The sequence below is a fragment of the Blautia sp. TF10-30 genome, from assembly GCF_003481245.1.
Lineage (GTDB): Bacteria > Bacillota > Clostridia > Lachnospirales > Lachnospiraceae > Fusicatenibacter > Fusicatenibacter saccharivorans.
The window spans coordinates 121,416-138,423 of sequence record NZ_QUKM01000001.1 but is presented as its reverse complement, the minus strand read 5'-3'; the positions used below and the strand labels follow the sequence as shown (position 1 = coordinate 138,423).

General features: G+C 48.8%; 18 protein-coding genes. 16 read left to right on the top strand and 2 right to left on the bottom strand.

The window, feature by feature from the left end; all coding sequences use genetic code 11:
- Positions 1-101 precede the first annotated feature (101 nt).
- From DXD02_RS00645 to DXD02_RS00590, 12 genes are all read left to right on the top strand, one after another.
- Positions 102-758, top strand: coding sequence for a redox-sensing transcriptional repressor Rex (locus DXD02_RS00645; RefSeq protein ID WP_022462574.1), 657 nt, complete (start codon positions 102-104; stop codon positions 756-758).
- A gap of 89 nt (positions 759-847) precedes the next feature.
- Complete coding sequence (locus tag DXD02_RS00640) at positions 848-2,356, top strand: bifunctional ADP-dependent NAD(P)H-hydrate dehydratase/NAD(P)H-hydrate epimerase (protein ID WP_022462573.1); 1,509 nt, start codon at positions 848-850, stop codon at positions 2,354-2,356.
- A 192-nt stretch (positions 2,357-2,548) separates the two neighbouring features.
- Positions 2,549-2,896 carry a type II toxin-antitoxin system PemK/MazF family toxin gene (locus DXD02_RS00635; protein ID WP_022462572.1) on the top strand — a complete coding sequence of 116 codons (348 nt, stop codon included), beginning with the start codon at positions 2,549-2,551 and terminating at the stop codon, positions 2,894-2,896.
- A gap of 137 nt (positions 2,897-3,033) precedes the next feature.
- Positions 3,034-3,762 (top strand): YebC/PmpR family DNA-binding transcriptional regulator, encoded by a 729-nt coding sequence (locus tag DXD02_RS00630; RefSeq protein WP_022462571.1) that lies wholly within the window; start codon positions 3,034-3,036, stop codon positions 3,760-3,762.
- Positions 3,763-3,845: 83 nt separating this feature from the next.
- Complete coding sequence (locus DXD02_RS00625; RefSeq protein WP_022462570.1) at positions 3,846-4,505, top strand: ClpP family protease; 660 nt, start codon at positions 3,846-3,848, stop codon at positions 4,503-4,505.
- Positions 4,506-4,626: 121 nt separating this feature from the next.
- Positions 4,627-5,493, top strand: coding sequence for an undecaprenyl-diphosphate phosphatase (locus DXD02_RS00620; RefSeq protein WP_022462569.1), 867 nt, complete (start codon positions 4,627-4,629; stop codon positions 5,491-5,493).
- Positions 5,494-5,517: 24 nt separating this feature from the next.
- A complete protein-coding gene (locus DXD02_RS00615; protein ID WP_055267847.1) occupies positions 5,518-8,058 on the top strand; it encodes an FtsK/SpoIIIE family DNA translocase in 2,541 nt (846 codons plus the stop codon).
- Between the two features lie 123 nt (positions 8,059-8,181).
- Positions 8,182-9,069: a sulfide/dihydroorotate dehydrogenase-like FAD/NAD-binding protein gene (locus DXD02_RS00610; RefSeq protein ID WP_055217977.1), complete on the top strand. Its 888-nt coding sequence runs from the start codon at positions 8,182-8,184 to the stop codon at positions 9,067-9,069.
- Entirely contained in the window at positions 9,069-10,463 is a 1,395-nt protein-coding gene (gltA, locus tag DXD02_RS00605; RefSeq protein WP_022462566.1) for an NADPH-dependent glutamate synthase, read from the top strand. The genes DXD02_RS00610 and gltA overlap by 1 nt, the downstream gene beginning before the upstream one ends.
- A gap of 105 nt (positions 10,464-10,568) precedes the next feature.
- Complete coding sequence (rlmH, locus tag DXD02_RS00600) at positions 10,569-11,048, top strand: 23S rRNA (pseudouridine(1915)-N(3))-methyltransferase RlmH (protein WP_117508974.1); 480 nt, start codon at positions 10,569-10,571, stop codon at positions 11,046-11,048.
- A gap of 26 nt (positions 11,049-11,074) precedes the next feature.
- Positions 11,075-11,572, top strand: coding sequence for a pyridoxamine 5'-phosphate oxidase family protein (locus tag DXD02_RS00595; protein ID WP_117812764.1), 498 nt, complete (start codon positions 11,075-11,077; stop codon positions 11,570-11,572).
- Positions 11,573-11,629: 57 nt separating this feature from the next.
- A complete protein-coding gene (locus DXD02_RS00590; protein ID WP_117812765.1) occupies positions 11,630-12,571 on the top strand; it encodes a GTP-binding protein in 942 nt (313 codons plus the stop codon).
- 64 nt (positions 12,572-12,635) lie between these two features.
- Here DXD02_RS00590 and DXD02_RS00585 read toward each other — a convergent pair whose 3' ends face one another.
- Positions 12,636-13,097, bottom strand: a complete 462-nt coding sequence (locus DXD02_RS00585) for a hypothetical protein (protein WP_117812766.1) — start codon at positions 13,095-13,097, stop codon at positions 12,636-12,638.
- 160 nt (positions 13,098-13,257) lie between these two features.
- Here DXD02_RS00585 and DXD02_RS00580 point away from each other — a divergent pair, with 160 nt between their 5' ends.
- A complete protein-coding gene (locus DXD02_RS00580) occupies positions 13,258-13,953 on the top strand; it encodes a DNA alkylation repair protein (protein WP_022462562.1) in 696 nt (231 codons plus the stop codon).
- A gap of 65 nt (positions 13,954-14,018) precedes the next feature.
- On the opposite strand, the gene DXD02_RS00575 is transcribed toward DXD02_RS00580, so the two are convergent.
- Positions 14,019-14,297 carry a type II toxin-antitoxin system HicB family antitoxin gene (locus DXD02_RS00575; RefSeq protein ID WP_055228190.1) on the bottom strand — a complete coding sequence of 93 codons (279 nt, stop codon included), beginning with the start codon at positions 14,295-14,297 and terminating at the stop codon, positions 14,019-14,021.
- A gap of 168 nt (positions 14,298-14,465) precedes the next feature.
- On the opposite strand from DXD02_RS00575, the gene DXD02_RS00570 reads away from it, so the two are divergent.
- The 3 genes from DXD02_RS00570 to DXD02_RS00560 are packed head-to-tail and all read left to right on the top strand — an operon-like array spanning position 14,466 to position 16,710.
- Positions 14,466-15,161, top strand: coding sequence for a YjjG family noncanonical pyrimidine nucleotidase (locus DXD02_RS00570; RefSeq protein ID WP_158564995.1), 696 nt, complete (start codon positions 14,466-14,468; stop codon positions 15,159-15,161).
- Positions 15,162-15,168: 7 nt separating this feature from the next.
- Positions 15,169-16,149: an alpha/beta fold hydrolase gene (locus tag DXD02_RS00565; protein WP_118594418.1), complete on the top strand. Its 981-nt coding sequence runs from the start codon at positions 15,169-15,171 to the stop codon at positions 16,147-16,149.
- Positions 16,150-16,170: 21 nt separating this feature from the next.
- Positions 16,171-16,710, top strand: a complete 540-nt coding sequence (locus tag DXD02_RS00560; protein ID WP_055217961.1) for a DUF2284 domain-containing protein — start codon at positions 16,171-16,173, stop codon at positions 16,708-16,710.
- Positions 16,711-17,008: the final 298 nt, after the last annotated feature.

Genomic DNA, 17,008 nt, shown 5'->3' with positions numbered 1-17,008 from the left:
TTATAGAGAGTAATACACAAAATTTCAAGAAATCTTTGACAATTTTCTATCAACCATATATAATATGAATATATGCAGGTGTAAATAAGGAGGAATTTATCTTGGAAGAAAAAGGAATTTCGCGGGCAGTTATCAAAAGACTTCCTAGATATTATCGTTACCTGGGCGAATTGCTGGAGGACGGAGTAGAACGGATCTCTTCCGGTGAGCTGAGCGAGCGGATGAAAGTGACAGCTTCCCAGATTCGCCAGGATTTAAATAATTTCGGCGGCTTCGGCCAGCAGGGGTATGGTTATAACGTGCGGTATCTGTACAGCGAGATTGGAAAAATTTTAGGTCTGGACAGAGTCCACAATATGATTTTTGTCGGAGCCGGAAATCTGGGACAGGCGCTTGCTAATTATGCGGCCTTTGAAAGAAGCGGATTCAAAACGGTCGGTATTTTTGACGTCAACCCGGTATTAAAAGGAATCTCCGTGCGCGGAATTGAAATCCGCATGGCGGACGAGCTTCCGGAATTTATCAAGGAACACCATGTAGAGATTGCGGCTTTGACACTGCCAAAAGCAAAAGCGGTAGAGATGGCAGAGATTCTCGTGGACAACGGTGTAAAAGCAATCTGGAATTTTGCACATACCGATCTAAACTTAAAACTTCCGAAAGATGTGATCGTCGAGAACGTCCATCTTTCCGAAAGTCTGATGCGTCTCTCCTACAATCTGACCAGATATGAGGCGGAGCATCCAAAGAACAATTAAGAAACCAAAACAAAAGCAGGAGAGTCTTCGGGAAACCGGAGACTTTTTCTGTTCACTTTCCGGATAAGGCAGGAAAAGGAGGAAAAGCGATGAAACGGATTCTTACAGCAGCACAGATGAAGCAGGCAGACCGCAATACGATCGAAACCATGGGGGTACCGTCCCTGGTACTGATGGAGCGCGCAGCGCTGTCCTGCGTGGAGGAGCTTCAAAATGGAACATGGGATACAGGAAAAGTCCTTGCTGTGTGCGGTCCCGGAAATAATGGAGGGGACGGTGCGGCAATTGCACGGATTTTAAAGACGAAAGGGGTGGATGCGGAACTGTTCTGTCTTGGAAATCCGGAAAAATACAGTGAAGGCATGAGAGCACAGAAGAAAATTGCGGAAAATTATGGGGTCCGTGAGGTTAAGAATCCGGATTTCCGGGAATATACTGTTATCATAGATGCCATCTTTGGAATTGGCGTATCCCGTCCGCTGGCAGGGGAGTACCGGAGGGCAGTGGAAGCAATCTGCGCAAGCGGTGTTCCTGTTCTTGCCGTGGACATCCCTTCGGGGATCCACACGGATACCGGAGAGGTCCTTGATGCGGCGGTGAAAGCCAGAGCCACGGTGACATTTGCCTGTGCAAAGCCAGGGCTTCTCTTTGATCCCGGAAAACGATATGCCGGAGAGGTCCTGGTCCGTGATATCGGAATCGGCTTTGATGCAGGAGAAGAGGAGACGCCCTGGTACGGTTCAGTGGAAAAAGAAGATCTGGACCGGTTTCTTACCCGCACGCCGATGGGAAATAAGGGAACCTTCGGAAAGGTGCTGGTACTTGCCGGTTCCGGTGCCATGTGCGGAGCCGCTGTTTTGTGTGCCAGGGCAGTCCTTGCATCCGGTGCCGGCATGGTAAAGGTTGTGACAGAGGAAAGAAACCGTACGCCGCTTTTCTGTGCCCTGCCGGAAGCAATGGCGGATTTCTGGAAGGAGGATGAGCCGCTTCCGGAAGAAGCCCTGCTGCAGGATCTCGCCTGGGCGGACGCTGTTGTTGCGGGACCGGGACTTTCCAAAAGCCGGACGGCAAAAGAACTGCTCGTTTTTACGGTGCAGCACACAGAAGTTCCTCTTGTTCTGGATGCAGATGCGCTGAACCTGATTGCAGAAGATGCAGAGATTCTTTCGGGCTGCCGGGCAGAAAAAATTTTAACGCCTCATGTAGGAGAGCTTGCACGGCTGCTGCACATGACCATTGCAGAATGCCAGCGTGACCCGGCAGGAAGCGCCGGAAGGGCAGCCGAAAAATACCAGGCCTGCTGTGTACGAAAGGATTCCGTAACCGTGACAGCAGAGGAAGGGCGTGAGCAGTATTACATAAACACAAGCGGAAGCAGTGCGCTTGCGACGGCGGGAAGCGGCGATGTGCTCGCGGGAATCACAGGCGCCTTTGCAGCAAAACGTCAGTGTGAAAAAAACGAGAAAAAAATCAGCCTTGCCAAAACAGCGGCACTGGCGGCATATGCGCATGGAAAGGCGGGAGAGGCTGCGGAAGAAAAAAGCAGTGCTTCCTATGTAACAGCATCCGAGATTATCAGAGGATTGCAGTCAATCTGAGCAAAGCAGATCAGAATCACGGGTTCCCAAAAGGACTCCGGGCGGACTTTTTTGAAGCGCCGGATGAAATTTGTGAATACCTCCGGAAAAACAGGCAATATTAAATACATGGAAACGATTTTAAAAGGCGTAAAACGCCGGATCGTTATCGTATGGGAAAGCAAAACGGAAAGAATCGGAGAGTGAGCACAAGTGGTAATCAAGCGTGGCGATGTATATTATGCCGACCTGCGGCCCGTTGTGGGAAGTGAGCAGGGCGGTGTCCGTCCGGTGCTGATCATTCAGAATGACATCGGCAACCGGCACAGTCCGACGGTGATCTGTGCGGCGATTACATCGAGGATGAATAAGGCGAAGCTGCCGACGCACATTGAGATCGAAGCGTCCGCCTATGGGATTGTACGGGATTCTGTTATTTTACTGGAACAGCTTCGGACGATCGATAAGAGAAGGCTGAAAGATAAAATCTGTCATCTGACGCCGGAACAGCTGGCCCTTGTGAACGAAGCACTGAAAATCAGCCTAGATCTGCCTACATAAGGGGTATTTTTGGCGCGGTTCACGGTTGACGAATGAGAAAGATCGTGCTATATTCTATATTATATGGGCTTCTGCCGTTTTTCGGGGAAACCTTTTTACAGAAAAGTAATACTTTAAATAAAGGAGACAAAAGAGGTATGTCAGGACATTCAAAATTTGCCAATATTAAGCATAAGAAAGAAAAAAACGACGCAAAAAAAGGTAAAATCTTTACCATCATCGGCCGTGAGATCGTAATCGCTGTCAAAGAGGGCGGACCGGATCCGGCAAACAACAGCAAGCTGCGTGACGTTATCGCAAAAGCAAAAGCAAACAACATGCCGAACGATACCATCGACCGCGGTATTAAAAAAGCTGCCGGAGATGCAAACGCAGACAACTACGAGCGTATCACCTACGAAGGTTATGGCCCGAATGGTATCGCGATCATCGTAGAGACTCTGACCGACAACAAGAACCGTACCGCAGCAAACGTAAGAAGCGCTTTCACCAAAGGAAACGGAAGCGTTGGAACACCGGGATGCGTATCCTACATGTTCGACAAAAAAGGCCAGATCATCATCGACAAAGAAGAGTGCGAAATGGATGCTGACGATCTGATGATGCTTGCTCTGGATGCAGGCGCAGAAGACTTCGCAGACGAAGAGGACAGCTACGAAATCATCACCGATCCGGATGACTTCTCCGCAGTACGTGAGGCTCTGGAGAAAGACGGTATCGCCATGGCAGAGGCAGACGTTACCATGATCCCACAGACCTACGTAGAGCTGACCGATCCGCAGGCATTAAAAGACCTGAACCGTACCCTGGATCTGCTGGATGACGACGACGACGTACAGTACGTATATACCAACCTGGACGAGTAATTTCACTGGAAATTACATAGAATCATAAGAATCTGCGCATACTGATGAAGCTATTTTGGAATAGCAGAAAAGAGGAAATCCGTATGGCAGAATCACAGAAAAACCAGACAGAAAAAGAAAATATTGTAGAACTGAAGACCAACATTTATCTGCTGTCCATCATCGGCGAGGTGGAGGGGCATGAATCACTCGGCGAGCGCACGAAAGCGACGCGCTATGAGCACATTCTCCCTGCTCTTGCCCGTGCCGAGGAGGACAAAAGTATTGATGGTCTTCTGATTCTCCTGAATACCGTAGGCGGAGATGTGGAGGCCGGTCTTGCAATTGCAGAGATGATTGCGTCCATGCGAAAGCCTGCGGTATCGCTCGTTTTAGGGGGTGGTCATTCGATCGGTGTCCCGCTCGCCGTTGCAGCAGACTATTCGCTGATCGTGCCGAGTGCCACCATGGTCATTCACCCGGTGCGTACAAACGGCATGTTCATCGGTGTTGCACAGACGTACCGTAATATGGAAAAGACGCAGGATCGGATCACAGGTTTTGTATCGGCCCATTCTAAAATCACCAAGGAACGGCTCGAGGAGCTGATGCTCGATACGAAAATGCTGGTCAAGGATGTCGGAACAATGCTGGACGGCCCGCAGGCAGTGGAAGAAGGCCTGATCGACGAGGTCGGCGGCATTGCCCGCGCGCTCGAAAAGCTGAATGAGCTGATGAAAAAGGCAGCAGGGACAGAAAATTGACTTCACGGCGCGGCTTGTGTTTCAGGGGATTTTGTGTTAGAATGAGTTCGCTGTGAAAATTCGAACGGAAGTTTTGGCCGGACTTTCACAAAAGAGAAAAATAAGGGAACAGGATAAAAAAATGACAGTAATAGAAGCTTTATTTCTGGGCCTGATCCAGGGAATCACGGAATTCCTGCCGATCAGCAGCTCCGCACATCTGATTATCTTCCGTCACTTTATGAAGATCGAAGATACGCAGACGGTGTTTTTCAATGTGCTTTTGCACTTTGGCTCCATGATTGCAATTCTGCTCACATTTTCGAAGGAATGGAAACGTCTCTTCCTCGCGCTGTGCGGAATCATAATCGATCTGTTTCATAATTTAAAGGAACACTTTTCCAGTCAGCATCAGGAGAGAAAGCAGTACCGGAAGGTACTCGGCAGCAACTACCGTATGCTTGCTTTCCTGCTGATTCTGACCACCATCCCGACTGCTGTAATCGGCGGCATGATTCAGAGCCTTGTCACACTGACCTCCTCGAATCTGCTGGCACCTGGCGTTGGTCTGTATCTGACGGCGATTCTGCTTGTGGTGGCAGATATGCTTCCGGAGGGAGAAAAAACGCAGAAAAATTTGAAGCCGAAAGATGCACTGATTGCCGGATTCTTCCAAGGCTTTTCCACGATTCCGGGTCTTTCCCGTCTTGGTTCGACTATTTCTGCGTGTGTGATCGGCGGCATGACCCGTTCGTACGCTGTGAAATACTCTCTGATTGTGAGTGTTCCGGCGATTATCGGGGCAACGATCGTTGAAATTGCGACCATGGGAAAAAATAAAATTGTTTTTCATCCGGTATATCTGGTCGGCGTTTTCATGGCGGCACTTGCCGGTTACTTTACGATCCGCATTCTGATGCGTGTGGTGAAAAAACGGAAACTGAAATATTTTGCTTTGTACTGTCTTCTTGTCGGGACATTCTCCATTGCAGGATATTTTCTGCTGTAATACGAGAAAGGGGAGAAGTTCTGCATGGCAAATACAACAAAGGGAAGCGGGAAGACAAAGAAAAAAACTTCTGCTTCCGGAACAGCAAAAAAGAAACAGACCCAAACAACGGCCAGAAAAACAACGGCGAAAAAGAGCAGTACCGCAAAACGTACCTCCGGCACAAGGAAAAACACAGTCCGTGAGCCGATGGACGAGGGAGTGCGCGCAGAAATTATTCTGCTTTCCGTGCTTGCTGTTTCGATTCTGCTGATGCTCAGTAATTTCGGTATGGGCGGCGTGATCGGACAGGCTGTCTGCGACTTCTTTTTCGGCCTTTTCGGCGTGACAGAGTGGGCAGCACCGGTTCTGATCTTCTTTGGAACAGCATTTTACATAGCAAACAGACAGAACTTTTTAATTGTGCGGAAAACCGGGGGAGCGATCAGCTGCTTCGTCTTTTTCTGCGCTTTTATGCAGCTTCTGGCGTCCGGCTATACGAGAGATACGACATTTCTGGATTACTATTTTGACAGCGCCTACGATCATCTCGGCGGAGGAATCTTAGGAGGGTCTGTCGTGAAAATTCTCGGCATGGGATTCGGCCAGATCGGTGCGTGGGTGATTATTGTGATCGCCATCGTGATTTCCGTGATCGTGATGACGCAGAAGCCGATTCTCGCGCCGATCCATGAAAAGACGAATGACCACCGCCGGATGGCGGAGGAGCGCCGCCAGGAGCGTCTGGCGCGCCAAGCTGCGATGGAGGAAGAGGAAGGAAAAGAGCTGATTCTTGAGCCAGTGGAGGAACCGAAAAAAGCCGGGAAGAAAAAGAAATCCCGCCTTCTTTCTCATGTGGAATCGAAGGCTGATTTAAACGAAAACGACGATACCCATCAGATGGAGACGCCGGAGCTTTCGATTCACCGTGGTTCTGTGCCGGCTGAAGAGCCGGAAAAGACAGGACCGGAGATGACACGGCAAGCTGCAGAAGAGGCGAAAAAAGAGAAAACGTCTGCGGATCATACGAGAAATCCGCGGTCTTCCTGTGAAGAGATCGAGGCGGATATAGACGGCATTCGTCAGGAAATCGGGAAAAAAGCAGAGGAAAAGCGGCCGGAGTACAAAACACCGCCGATGAATCTTCTGAAAAAAGGGATGCGCGGTGCCATGGGCGATTCCGATGCGCATTTGCGGGAAGTAGCGCGGAAACTGGAGGAGACGCTGGACAGCTTCGGTGTCAAAGTTACAGTCAATAACGTAAGCTGCGGACCGACCGTCACACGGTATGAGCTGATGCCGGAACAGGGCGTGAAAGTAAGCCGGATTGTCGGATTGACCGACGATATCAAGCTGAGTCTTGCAGCAGCAGATGTCCGCATTGAGGCACCGATCCCGGGAAAATCCGCAGTCGGAATCGAGGTTCCAAATAAGACGAACACGGCCGTGATGCTGCGTGATCTTCTTGAAACACCGGAGTTTAAGAACTTTTCTTCGAATCTGGCCTTTGCTGTCGGAAAAGACATCGCCGGTCAGCCGGTCATCGCAGATATCGCGAAAATGCCTCATCTTCTGATCGCCGGTGCGACCGGTTCCGGTAAATCGGTCTGCATCAACACACTGATTATGAGTATTATTTATAAGGCAAAACCGGAAGACGTCAAACTGATCATGATCGACCCGAAGGTCGTTGAGCTTTCTGTTTATAACGGCATTCCGCACCTTTTTATTCCTGTTGTCACAGACCCGAAAAAGGCTTCCGGAGCTCTGAACTGGGCGGTTGCGGAGATGACAGACCGTTATAACAAATTTGCGGAATTCAACGTGCGCGATATGAAAGGCTACAATGCAAAAGTTGCCGAGCTGCCGCCGGATGAAAACGGCAAAAAACCGGAAAAACTGCCGCAGATCGTCATTATCGTGGATGAGCTTGCCGACCTGATGATGGTTGCGCCGGGAGAAGTGGAGGATGCGATCTGCCGTCTGGCACAGCTTGCCCGTGCGGCCGGCATCCATCTGATTATTGCAACACAGAGACCTTCCGTCAATGTCATCACTGGTCTTATCAAGGCAAATATGCCGTCCCGTATTGCATTCTCGGTTTCTTCCAGCGTAGATTCCCGTACGATCCTCGACATGGGAGGTGCGGAAAAACTGCTTGGAAAAGGCGATATGCTCTACAAGCCGCAGGATTACCAGAAACCGGCCCGTCTGCAGGGATCCTTTGTTTCGGATAAAGAGGTCAGCGATGTCGTTGCCTACTTAAAAGATCACTACGGCGAGAACGCTTATGATCCGGATATCGAAAAACGGATTCACACCGTAAGCCTGGATGGCGGTTCTGCCGCAGGCGGCGGAGATAACCGCGATAATTACTTCGTGGAAGCCGGAAAATTTATCATCGAAAAAGATAAGGCATCGATCGGCATGCTCCAGAGAGTGCTGAAAATCGGTTTCAACCGCGCGGCCAGAATCATGGACCAGCTCGCGGATGCCGGTGTCGTAGGACCGGAGGAAGGAACCAAGCCGAGAAAAGTTCTGATGTCCATGGAACAGTTCGAAAATTATCTGGAGGAACACGGATGATGGGAAAAGATGTTGTCCGTTGTTTACAAATAACCGGAAACGTGATAAAGTATTAACATAAAATGCGCGAAAATCCAAGTCGTGCTTTTGTTAAAATATTTCTAACAAGATTAGGAGGATATTATGTACAAGATTCAAGAAGCGGAAATGCTCGCGAATAATATCTACCGTATGGTAGTAGAAGCACCGCGAGTAGCACAGCACTGCCTCCCTGGACAGTTTGTTATTGTCAAGGCAGATGAAGAAGGAGAAAGAATTCCTCTGACCATTTGTGATTACGATAGAGAAGCAGGAACTATCACCATCGTATTCATGCCGATCGGAGAATCTACCAAAAAAATGAAAGATCTCAAAGCGGGAGATGCTTTCATGGATTTCGTAGGACCTCTGGGGCAGCCGTCCGAGTTCTGCAGCGAAGATATCGAAGAACTGAAGAAAAAACGGATCGTATTCGTAGCCGGCGGTGTTGGAACTGCACCGGTTTACCCGCAGTTAAAATGGCTGCATGAGCATGGAATCACTGCTGACGCCATTGTCGGAGCAAAGACAAAAGATCTCGTTATTCTCGAGAAAGAAATGTCTGCTGTCAGCAATCTGTACATAACCACAGACGATGGTTCTTACGTAAGAAAAGGTATGGGTACCGATGTACTCCGCGACCTTGTACAGAACCAGGGCAAACAGTATGATGTCTGTGTTGCCATCGGACCGATGATCATGATGAAATTCGTATGTCTTCTGACAAAAGAACTGAACATCCCGACCGTTGTCAGCATGAACCCGATCATGGTAGACGGAACCGGTATGTGCGGTGCCTGTCGTCTAATGGTAGGCAATGAAGTAAAATTTGCCTGCGTAGACGGACCGGAGTTTGACGGTCATCTGGTAGACTTCGACCTGGCTATGAAACGTCAGCAGATGTATAAGACAGAAGAGGGAAGAGCTCTCTTAAGATACCAGGAAGGCGCAACCCATCACGGTGGATGCGGCCAGTGCGGAGGTGACAAATAATGGCAAAGGGATTAAACAGAGTACCGGTACGTGAGCAGGAGCCGAAGGTACGTGCCACAAATTTTGACGAGGTATGTCTTGGATACAACAAAGACGAAGCAGTAGAAGAAGCACAGCGCTGCCTGGGCTGTAAAAATGCAAAATGTATCACAGGATGCCCGGTTAATATCAACATTCCGGCATTCATTGCACAGGTAAAAGAGGGAAACTTCGAGGAAGCATACAAAATTATCGGTGAGTCCAGTGCACTCCCGGCAGTCTGCGGCCGTGTATGTCCGCAGGAGAGCCAGTGCGAGGGCAAATGTGTCCGCGGAATCAAAGGCGACGCTGTTTCCATCGGCAAACTGGAGCGTTTCGTTGCTGACTGGGCAAAAGAAAACGGTATCAAACCGGTTCCGGCAGCAGAGAAAAACGGCCACAAGATCGCGGTTATCGGTTCCGGCCCTGCAGGTCTTACCTGCGCAGGAGACCTTGCAAAACTTGGCTACGATGTAACCATCTTCGAGGCACTTCACAAAGCCGGCGGTGTATTAAGTTACGGTATTCCGGAGTTCCGTCTTCCGAAAGACAAAGTAGTTGCCGCTGAAATCGAGAACGTAAAATCTCTCGGTGTTAAAATTGAGACCAACGTTATCATCGGAAAATCCGTTACCATCGACGAGCTGTTAAAAGACGAAGGATTTGAAGCAGTCTTCATCGGTTCCGGTGCAGGCCTTCCGATGTTCATGGGAATCCCGGGTGAGAACGCAAACGGCGTATTCTCCGCAAACGAGTTCCTGACCAGAAACAACCTGATGAAAGCATTCCGCGATGATTACGATACCCCGATCGCACACGGCAAGAAAGTTGCTGTAGTCGGCGGCGGCAACGTAGCTATGGACGCTGCAAGAACCGCACTTCGTCTCGGCGCAGAGGTACACGTTATTTACCGTCGTTCTGAGGCAGAGCTTCCGGCCCGTGCAGAGGAAGTTCATCATGCAAAAGAGGAAGGTATCATCTTCGACCTTCTGACCAACCCGGTAGAAATTCTGACCGACGACAAAGACTGGGTAACCGGTATCCGCTGCATCCGTATGGAACTTGGCGAGCCGGACGCTTCCGGAAGAAGAAGACCGGTTGAGATTCCAGGATCTGAGTTCGAAATTGAAGTAGACGAAGTTATCATGTCTCTTGGTACTTCCCCGAACCCGCTGATTTCTTCCACCACCTACGGTCTGGATGTCAACAGAAGAAAATGTATCGTAGCTGAGGAAGAAACCGGAAAGACCAGCAAAGAGGGCGTTTACGCCGGCGGTGACGCTGTAACAGGTGCAGCAACCGTTATCCTTGCTATGGGTGCCGGAAAAGCCGGAGCTAAAGGAATTGATGAGTATATCAAAAGCAAAAATGCATAAGGCATTGCTTTTCTAAACTAAAAGCCATATAGACGCGGACAAGAAGTGATCTATATGGCTTTTGGTGTTTTTGACAGATATCCGAAAGGGTTTTAAGATTACAGAATGAAAATTACAGTATTGACAGTAGGAAAAATCAAAGAAAAATATCTGCGGGATGCGATTGCCGAGTATTCGAAGCGCCTCAGCCGCTATGCAAAGCTGGAAATTATCGAGGTGGCGGATGAAAAGACACCGGACAACGCGAGTGAAACCGTAGAGACAAATATCAAAAACAAAGAAGCAGAGCGCCTTCTCAAATATATCCGGGATGACGCTTATCTGATTACATTGGAAATTAAGGGAAAACAGCTCACATCCGAGGAGCTGGCCCAGAAAATAGATACGCTCGGCGTGCAGGGAACGAGCCATATTATTTTTGTGATCGGTGGTTCCTTAGGGCTTGGCGAGGAAGTTCTGAAGCGTTCGAACTATGCGCTCAGTTTTTCGAAAATGACATTTCCGCATCAGTTGATGCGGGTTATTCTGCTGGAACAGATTTACCGGAGCTACCGCATTAACTGCGGGGAGCCATATCATAAATAGCTGCGAATAAGAGAGGTGTGATTGCGATGCGTGAAATGCGTTTAAAAAAGCGGGAGATTACAGATCCTGAAATTTTAAGAGAAATTCTGGAAAGCTGCGAGGTTGTGCGGATCGGGGCGATGGATGAGGAAGGCATGTTTATCGTGCCGATGAATTATGGATATGATGTCCGGGAAGAAGATGGAACTCTTCACGTCTGTCTGTACCTGCATGGGGCAAAAGAAGGGCGGAAGGCGGCTGCATTTGCAGCGGATCCGCGCGTGGCGGTGGAGATGGATTACAACCATGAAGTGATTACAGGTGACTATACGTGTGCGTATTCCTATGCGTACCGCAGTATCATGGGAAACGGAACCATCACGGAGGTGACAGATCCGGAGGTAAAGAAGAAAGGCCTGGAAAAAATCATGGCGCATATCGCACCGGAGGCGAAGATCGCTTTTCTGCCGGAGATGGTGGAGCGCGTTGCCGTATGGCGCATAGACATCGATATATTTACCGGCAAAGAGCGCAGACGAAAATAGAGTGTTCGAAGCTCCGCAGGCTGCAGACGGAAAAAGACAGCAGAAAGGACAGCAGAAATGATTAAAATTGATCTGATTACAGGCTTCCTTGGCTCAGGGAAGACGACTTTTTTGAAACAGTACGCAAAGTATCTGATGGCACAGGGAAAGAACATCGGCATCCTGGAGAATGATTTTGGGGCAGTCAATGTGGATATGCTGCTTCTGCAGGAACTGCGCGGCGATCAGTGCGAGCTGGAGATGATTTCCGGCGGATGCGACAAAGAGACACACCGCAGACGATTCCGCACGAAACTGATCTCGATGGGCATGAGCGGCTACGACCGCATTCTCGTGGAACCGTCGGGGATTTACGATGTGGATGAGTTCTTTGACACGCTGTATGACGAGCCGCTGAACCGCTGGTATGAGGCGGGAAGCGTCATCACGATTCTGGATGCCGGGCTCGATGAGAAGCTGTCGGAGGAAGAAGAGTATCTGCTGGCTTCCGAGGCGGCGAACGCTGGTAAAATCGTGCTGAGCAAAGTACAGAATGTTTCGGAGGAAAAGAAAGAAGAAACGATTGCCCATCTGAACCGCACGCTCGAGCAGGCAGGCTGCAGAAGACAGTTTTCTGATGCAGAAATTTTACAGAAAAACTGGGATGATCTGACAGAGGATGATTTCAAAATGCTCTCCGAATGCAATTACCGTTCGGAGGATTACCGGAAGCTGGATTTCGGCGAGCAGCAGACATTTGATTCGCTCTGCTTTCTGGAGCCGAAGATTACGGAAGAAGCGCTGAAAAAGGCAGCAGAAGCAATCTTTGCGGATTCATCATGCGGCAATGTATTCCGGATCAAAGGAATTGTAAAGACGGGCGAAACTGTGTGGAGCGAAATCAATGCGACGCGGGAACAGATGACATTCCAGGCAGTGCCGGAGAGCCAGGAAGTGCTGATTGTAATCGGCGCGGGGCTTTCGAAAGAGCGGATTAGTGGAATTCTCGGAATTAAGTAAAAAATGGAGCATGACGGAAAGGGGTATTTTCCATCATGCTCCTGCTGGTTTGGCTAAATAGCAGTTACTGTAAAATGCGCTGCCGTTCTGACAGTGTGGGGAACGGAATGATTTTGGAATCCCGTGCATCATCCGGTGTACAAAGAGCAGTCAACGGTTGCGGCTGATTTTCCATGGTCTGGAAGGAGAGAATGCCATCTTTCCATAAAACGACATCATCCGGTGAATGGACGGCAAAATAGCGGTGCAGCACATCGAAAAGAGAGGATGGAACTGCCGCAAGATCGTGCTCGGGATCGCTGGAATATAGAAAGATCCGGCTTCCCGGAAAACGACGGGAATGGATACCGGCAGAGGGAGCGGTAAAATCCGGGTTTTCGGTAAAATATAAGGATCTTTCTGCGGGTCCGGAAAACGGAATAGACAGCGTTGTGGAAACAACTGGCGCTTCTTCTGCAAGGGCTGGCTGCTTCTGAAATTTGCACAGGAATGGGATATTTTGAAAAAATGTATATTTCTTTCTCATAAGACTCACCTTTCAGCCGGAAAAGATCTGGCATTTGGCAGGGTGGATGTTATCGTTTACTTTAATTTTATCTTATCAGAAGTGCAGAAATAACAGGGTTAAACATTTGTAAAAAGCGTGTAAAACATCTTAAAGAGAAAGAAAAGAGAGGGGAAATCATATGGAACAGGAAGTAATGCAGGCCATTCGGGCAGAACTGGAAAGCAATATAGATGCAAAATACCGGGAATTTCACAGCTCTCTTGTTCCGGGACAGAACTGTCGGATTCTTGGTGTCCGCATTCCGGTTTCGCGACGGATTGCAAAAGCGACAGCAAGAGACCATTATGAAGTTTATACCGAACAGTTTAATCCGGAAGTCTACGAGGAGCTTCTGATCCGCGGAATGATGATCGGCTACGGAAAGCTGACCCGTGAAGAACAGACGGCAGAACTGGACCGCTTCGTGCCGATGATCAACAGCTGGGGAATCTGTGACAGCTCCTGTGCAACGTGCCATTTTATGAAGAAAGACCAGGAGTATTGGTATGGATATCTGCAGAAATGGCTGAAAAGCAGCCGGGAATATGAAATCCGGTTTGGTGTTGTGTGTCTGCTGGACTTTTTTATCAACGAAGCGTATATCGATGCTGTGCTGGAGGAGATGAAAAAGATTCATCACGATGGCTATTACGTAAAAATGGCCGTCGCCTGGGCAGTATCGATCTGTTATATTCATTTTCCGGAAAAAACACAGAAACTGCTGAAAGAAAACAGTCTCGATGACTGGACACATAACAAAACAATTCAGAAAATCAGAGAGTCGCTGCGGATCAGCAAAGAAGAAAAAGAGATGCTGAAAACCTGGAAGAGATAAAAAGAAAACCGTATCGCCGCGTTTTGAATATCGCAGCAATACGGTTTTCTTTCTCTTTTTTGAACTTATTCGTCCCATCCCTCAAAAAGCCGGATGTTGACGGCAATATTTCTTGCAATTTCACCTTCGCTTTTCCCGAGATCTGCCACATCCGATACCGGCGGAAAATCAGGTTCTTCTTCCGTCAGTTCCAGAGAGATCCAGTCATAGGCGGAGTGAATGGCATCTTCCAGCGCCTCGTCGAGGGTATCCCCTTTTGCATAGCAGCAGGCGAGATCTGGAAAATAACCTTCGTAGGTTCCCTGTTCGGTTTTATGAAAAACGGCTGGATAAGTAAATTTCATAGTGTTTCTTCCTTCTTCCTTTTCTTTTTCACGGAAATTCTTTTTTATCGTAGCACTTTTTCTCAAAAGATACAATGCCTAAAATACAATTGATCGTATTTGTAATCTATGCTAGAATGAAAAACAGATAATTGGAAAATACAAATGAAACCAAGGGAGGATTTCTCTTTGATAAAAGTAATTTTGTGGGACATCGACGGAACACTTCTGAATTTTAAGATGTCGGAACGATATGCAATTGAGTACTGTTTCAACAAGTTTCATATGGGAACCTGCACGGACGAAATGCTGCAGCGCTACAGCGTGATCAACCGCGGTTACTGGGAGCGGCTGGAGACGGGAGAGCTTACGAGAGAACAGGTGATGCTTGGACGATTCCATGAATTTTTTGAATCGGAAGGACTGCCGACGGATCAGGTAAAGGTATTCAATGATGAATATCAGATCCGCCTCGGCGATAAGGCTTTCTTCTGCGATCACGGAGATGAACTGGTAAAACGGCTGAAAGCTACCGTAAAACAGTATGCAGTAACAAATGGAACCACTGTTGCACAGGAGCGTAAACTCCGCTTTTCCGGGCTTGATCAGCTTCTGGACGGCGTTTTTATCTCGGAACAGGTCGGTGTGGACAAGCCGCAGAAGGCTTTTTTTGATGCGGTATGGAACGAAATCGGAAGTTATGCACCGGATGAGGTTGTGATCGTCGGCGACTCCCTCACAAGTGATATCCGCGGCGGAAAAAATGCAGGAATCCTGACCTGCTGGTACAACCCGGATCATCTTCCGAACAAAATTGAAGTTACACCGGACTGTACCATCGACAATCTTCAGGATATCCTTTCGTATCTGGATGAAAGCAGGTGATTTGCTAATGAGAACACGCGTATTACAGGAAAAAAATTACGCGGAGCGGATGCAGAATGGTGTGGAGCCGTACCTCGCCGCTCATGCAGAAGAATTTTACTGGGAAAGGGAGAGCGGTCATCCGATTCATGTTCTTCGTTACCGCGCATTCCGCCCGAGAGGTGTTGTTGTAATCTCACACGGTTTTACGGAAAATGCAGAGAAATATAAAGAGATCGTGTATTATTTTATCAAAGAGCATTTTCATGTTTATCTGCCGGAACACTGCGGCCACGGAAAGAGCTACCGTCTGGTGGATGATCCGTCGCTTGTTTATGTCGATTCCTACCATCGTTATGTAGAAGATCTGCTCTTTGTTGCACGAAAAGCAAAAGCAGAGGCATGCGGTCTTCCGCTCGTTCTCTATTCTCACTCGATGGGCGGCGGAATCGCAGCAGCAGCGGCCGCCAAAGCGCCGCATCTGTTCCGGAAAGTGGTCTTGAGTTCGCCGATGATCCGTCCGCTGACCGGAAAAGTGCCGTTCGCCGATGCAAAACGGATCGCAGCTTTTGCCTGTGCCACAGAACGAGGCACACAGTATGTGGTAGGACAGAAACCATACCAGGGAATCGAAAGCTTTAAACAAAGTTCGTCCCTCTCCCGTCCGCGCTTTCTCTATTACCAGCAGAAGCGGGAAAAAGAGCCGCTGTATCACCTAAATGCCGCTTCTTACGGATGGCTCCATGCCGCCGCACATCTGTACCGCGATCTGATGCGGAGCGGATGGAAACGGATCGAGGCTCCTGTCCTTTTATTTCAGGCGGAGAACGATCATCTTGTGTCCAACCGTGCCCAGGAGCGGATGATCCGGAAAATGGCAGAACGCCGTCCCGGCATGGCAAAAATGGTAAAAGTACCGGGCGCAAAGCATGAATTGTTTGGAACCAGAGGGCGCATGCTCCAGACGTACTGGAATATGGTATTTGCTTTTTTTGAAAAAGATCTGTAACAAAAGAGAAGGGATGACAAAATGACACAGACAGAAATCGAAGAATATATTACCCAGTTTCCTATCTATCAGTATGCATTTGTAAAACCGGAGGACATCGAATTCAATGACCGGGTCCGCCAGATCTGCAAAAAGGAGTGCTCCCGCTACGGAGCCTCCTGGTCCTGCCCGCCGGCGGTCGGCACTGTTGAAGTCTGTAAGGAGCGTTGCATGAACTACGATCACGTTCTGTTCTTCTCCAGCATCGCAGAAGTGGACAACATCATGGATATGGATGAGACATTAAAAACAAAATCGGAGCACGAAAAAATCACACGCGAAATCGAGCAGCATTTAAAAGACAAAACCCTGCTCACCTTCGCCCTTTCCTCCGATTCCTGCCAGCTCTGTGATAAATGTACCTACCCGAGAGGCGGCTGCCGCCATCTTGAACTGATGCATCCATGCATCGAGAGCCACGGCATCGTTGTTGCAAACCTGATTGAAAAAAACATGATGGATTATTACCTCGGCGAGCATATGGTCATATGGTTCAGCATGATTTTCTATAAAGAATCGTAATCTGTGATGTAATTTTCCATTCTTTCAAACGTATTTATAATAGAGGATTTCGCTGTAAGAAATTCAGAAAATACACAGGAGGGGGAATGAAGCATCTGCGGAGTCTGTTTCCGTCAGCGCTACGGCAGAGCCGGCGAAAAAAGCGACGCCGACCGAAACACCAACACCGACAGCGACTGAGACACCAACTCCAACGGCTGCTCCAACCGAAACGCCGACCCCTGAGCCAACCATAGAAGCTGCGGCGGAAGAAACCGTTGAAACGCAGGCAGCGGAAGAAACGCAGCCGGCAGTGACT

What these genes read in the sequence shown, in the direction of transcription:
- DXD02_RS00640 (WP_022462573.1), top strand. Translation starts at nt 848, where the DNA reads ATGAAACGGATTCTTACAGCAGCACAGATGAAGCAGGCAGACCGCAAT.
- DXD02_RS00630 (WP_022462571.1), top strand. Translation starts at nt 3,034, where the DNA reads ATGTCAGGACATTCAAAATTTGCCAATATTAAGCATAAGAAAGAAAAA.
- DXD02_RS00625 (WP_022462570.1), top strand. Translation starts at nt 3,846, where the DNA reads ATGGCAGAATCACAGAAAAACCAGACAGAAAAAGAAAATATTGTAGAA.
- DXD02_RS00620 (WP_022462569.1), top strand. Translation starts at nt 4,627, where the DNA reads ATGACAGTAATAGAAGCTTTATTTCTGGGCCTGATCCAGGGAATCACG.
- DXD02_RS00615 (WP_055267847.1), top strand. Translation starts at nt 5,518, where the DNA reads ATGGCAAATACAACAAAGGGAAGCGGGAAGACAAAGAAAAAAACTTCT.
- DXD02_RS00610 (WP_055217977.1), top strand. Translation starts at nt 8,182, where the DNA reads ATGTACAAGATTCAAGAAGCGGAAATGCTCGCGAATAATATCTACCGT.
- gltA (WP_022462566.1), top strand. Translation starts at nt 9,069, where the DNA reads ATGGCAAAGGGATTAAACAGAGTACCGGTACGTGAGCAGGAGCCGAAG.
- rlmH (WP_117508974.1), top strand. Translation starts at nt 10,569, where the DNA reads ATGAAAATTACAGTATTGACAGTAGGAAAAATCAAAGAAAAATATCTG.
- DXD02_RS00595 (WP_117812764.1), top strand. Translation starts at nt 11,075, where the DNA reads ATGCGTGAAATGCGTTTAAAAAAGCGGGAGATTACAGATCCTGAAATT.
- DXD02_RS00590 (WP_117812765.1), top strand. Translation starts at nt 11,630, where the DNA reads ATGATTAAAATTGATCTGATTACAGGCTTCCTTGGCTCAGGGAAGACG.
- DXD02_RS00585 (WP_117812766.1), bottom strand. Translation starts at nt 13,097, where the DNA reads ATGAGAAAGAAATATACATTTTTTCAAAATATCCCATTCCTGTGCAAA.
- DXD02_RS00580 (WP_022462562.1), top strand. Translation starts at nt 13,258, where the DNA reads ATGGAACAGGAAGTAATGCAGGCCATTCGGGCAGAACTGGAAAGCAAT.
- DXD02_RS00575 (WP_055228190.1), bottom strand. Translation starts at nt 14,297, where the DNA reads ATGAAATTTACTTATCCAGCCGTTTTTCATAAAACCGAACAGGGAACC.
- DXD02_RS00565 (WP_118594418.1), top strand. Translation starts at nt 15,169, where the DNA reads ATGAGAACACGCGTATTACAGGAAAAAAATTACGCGGAGCGGATGCAG.
- DXD02_RS00560 (WP_055217961.1), top strand. Translation starts at nt 16,171, where the DNA reads ATGACACAGACAGAAATCGAAGAATATATTACCCAGTTTCCTATCTAT.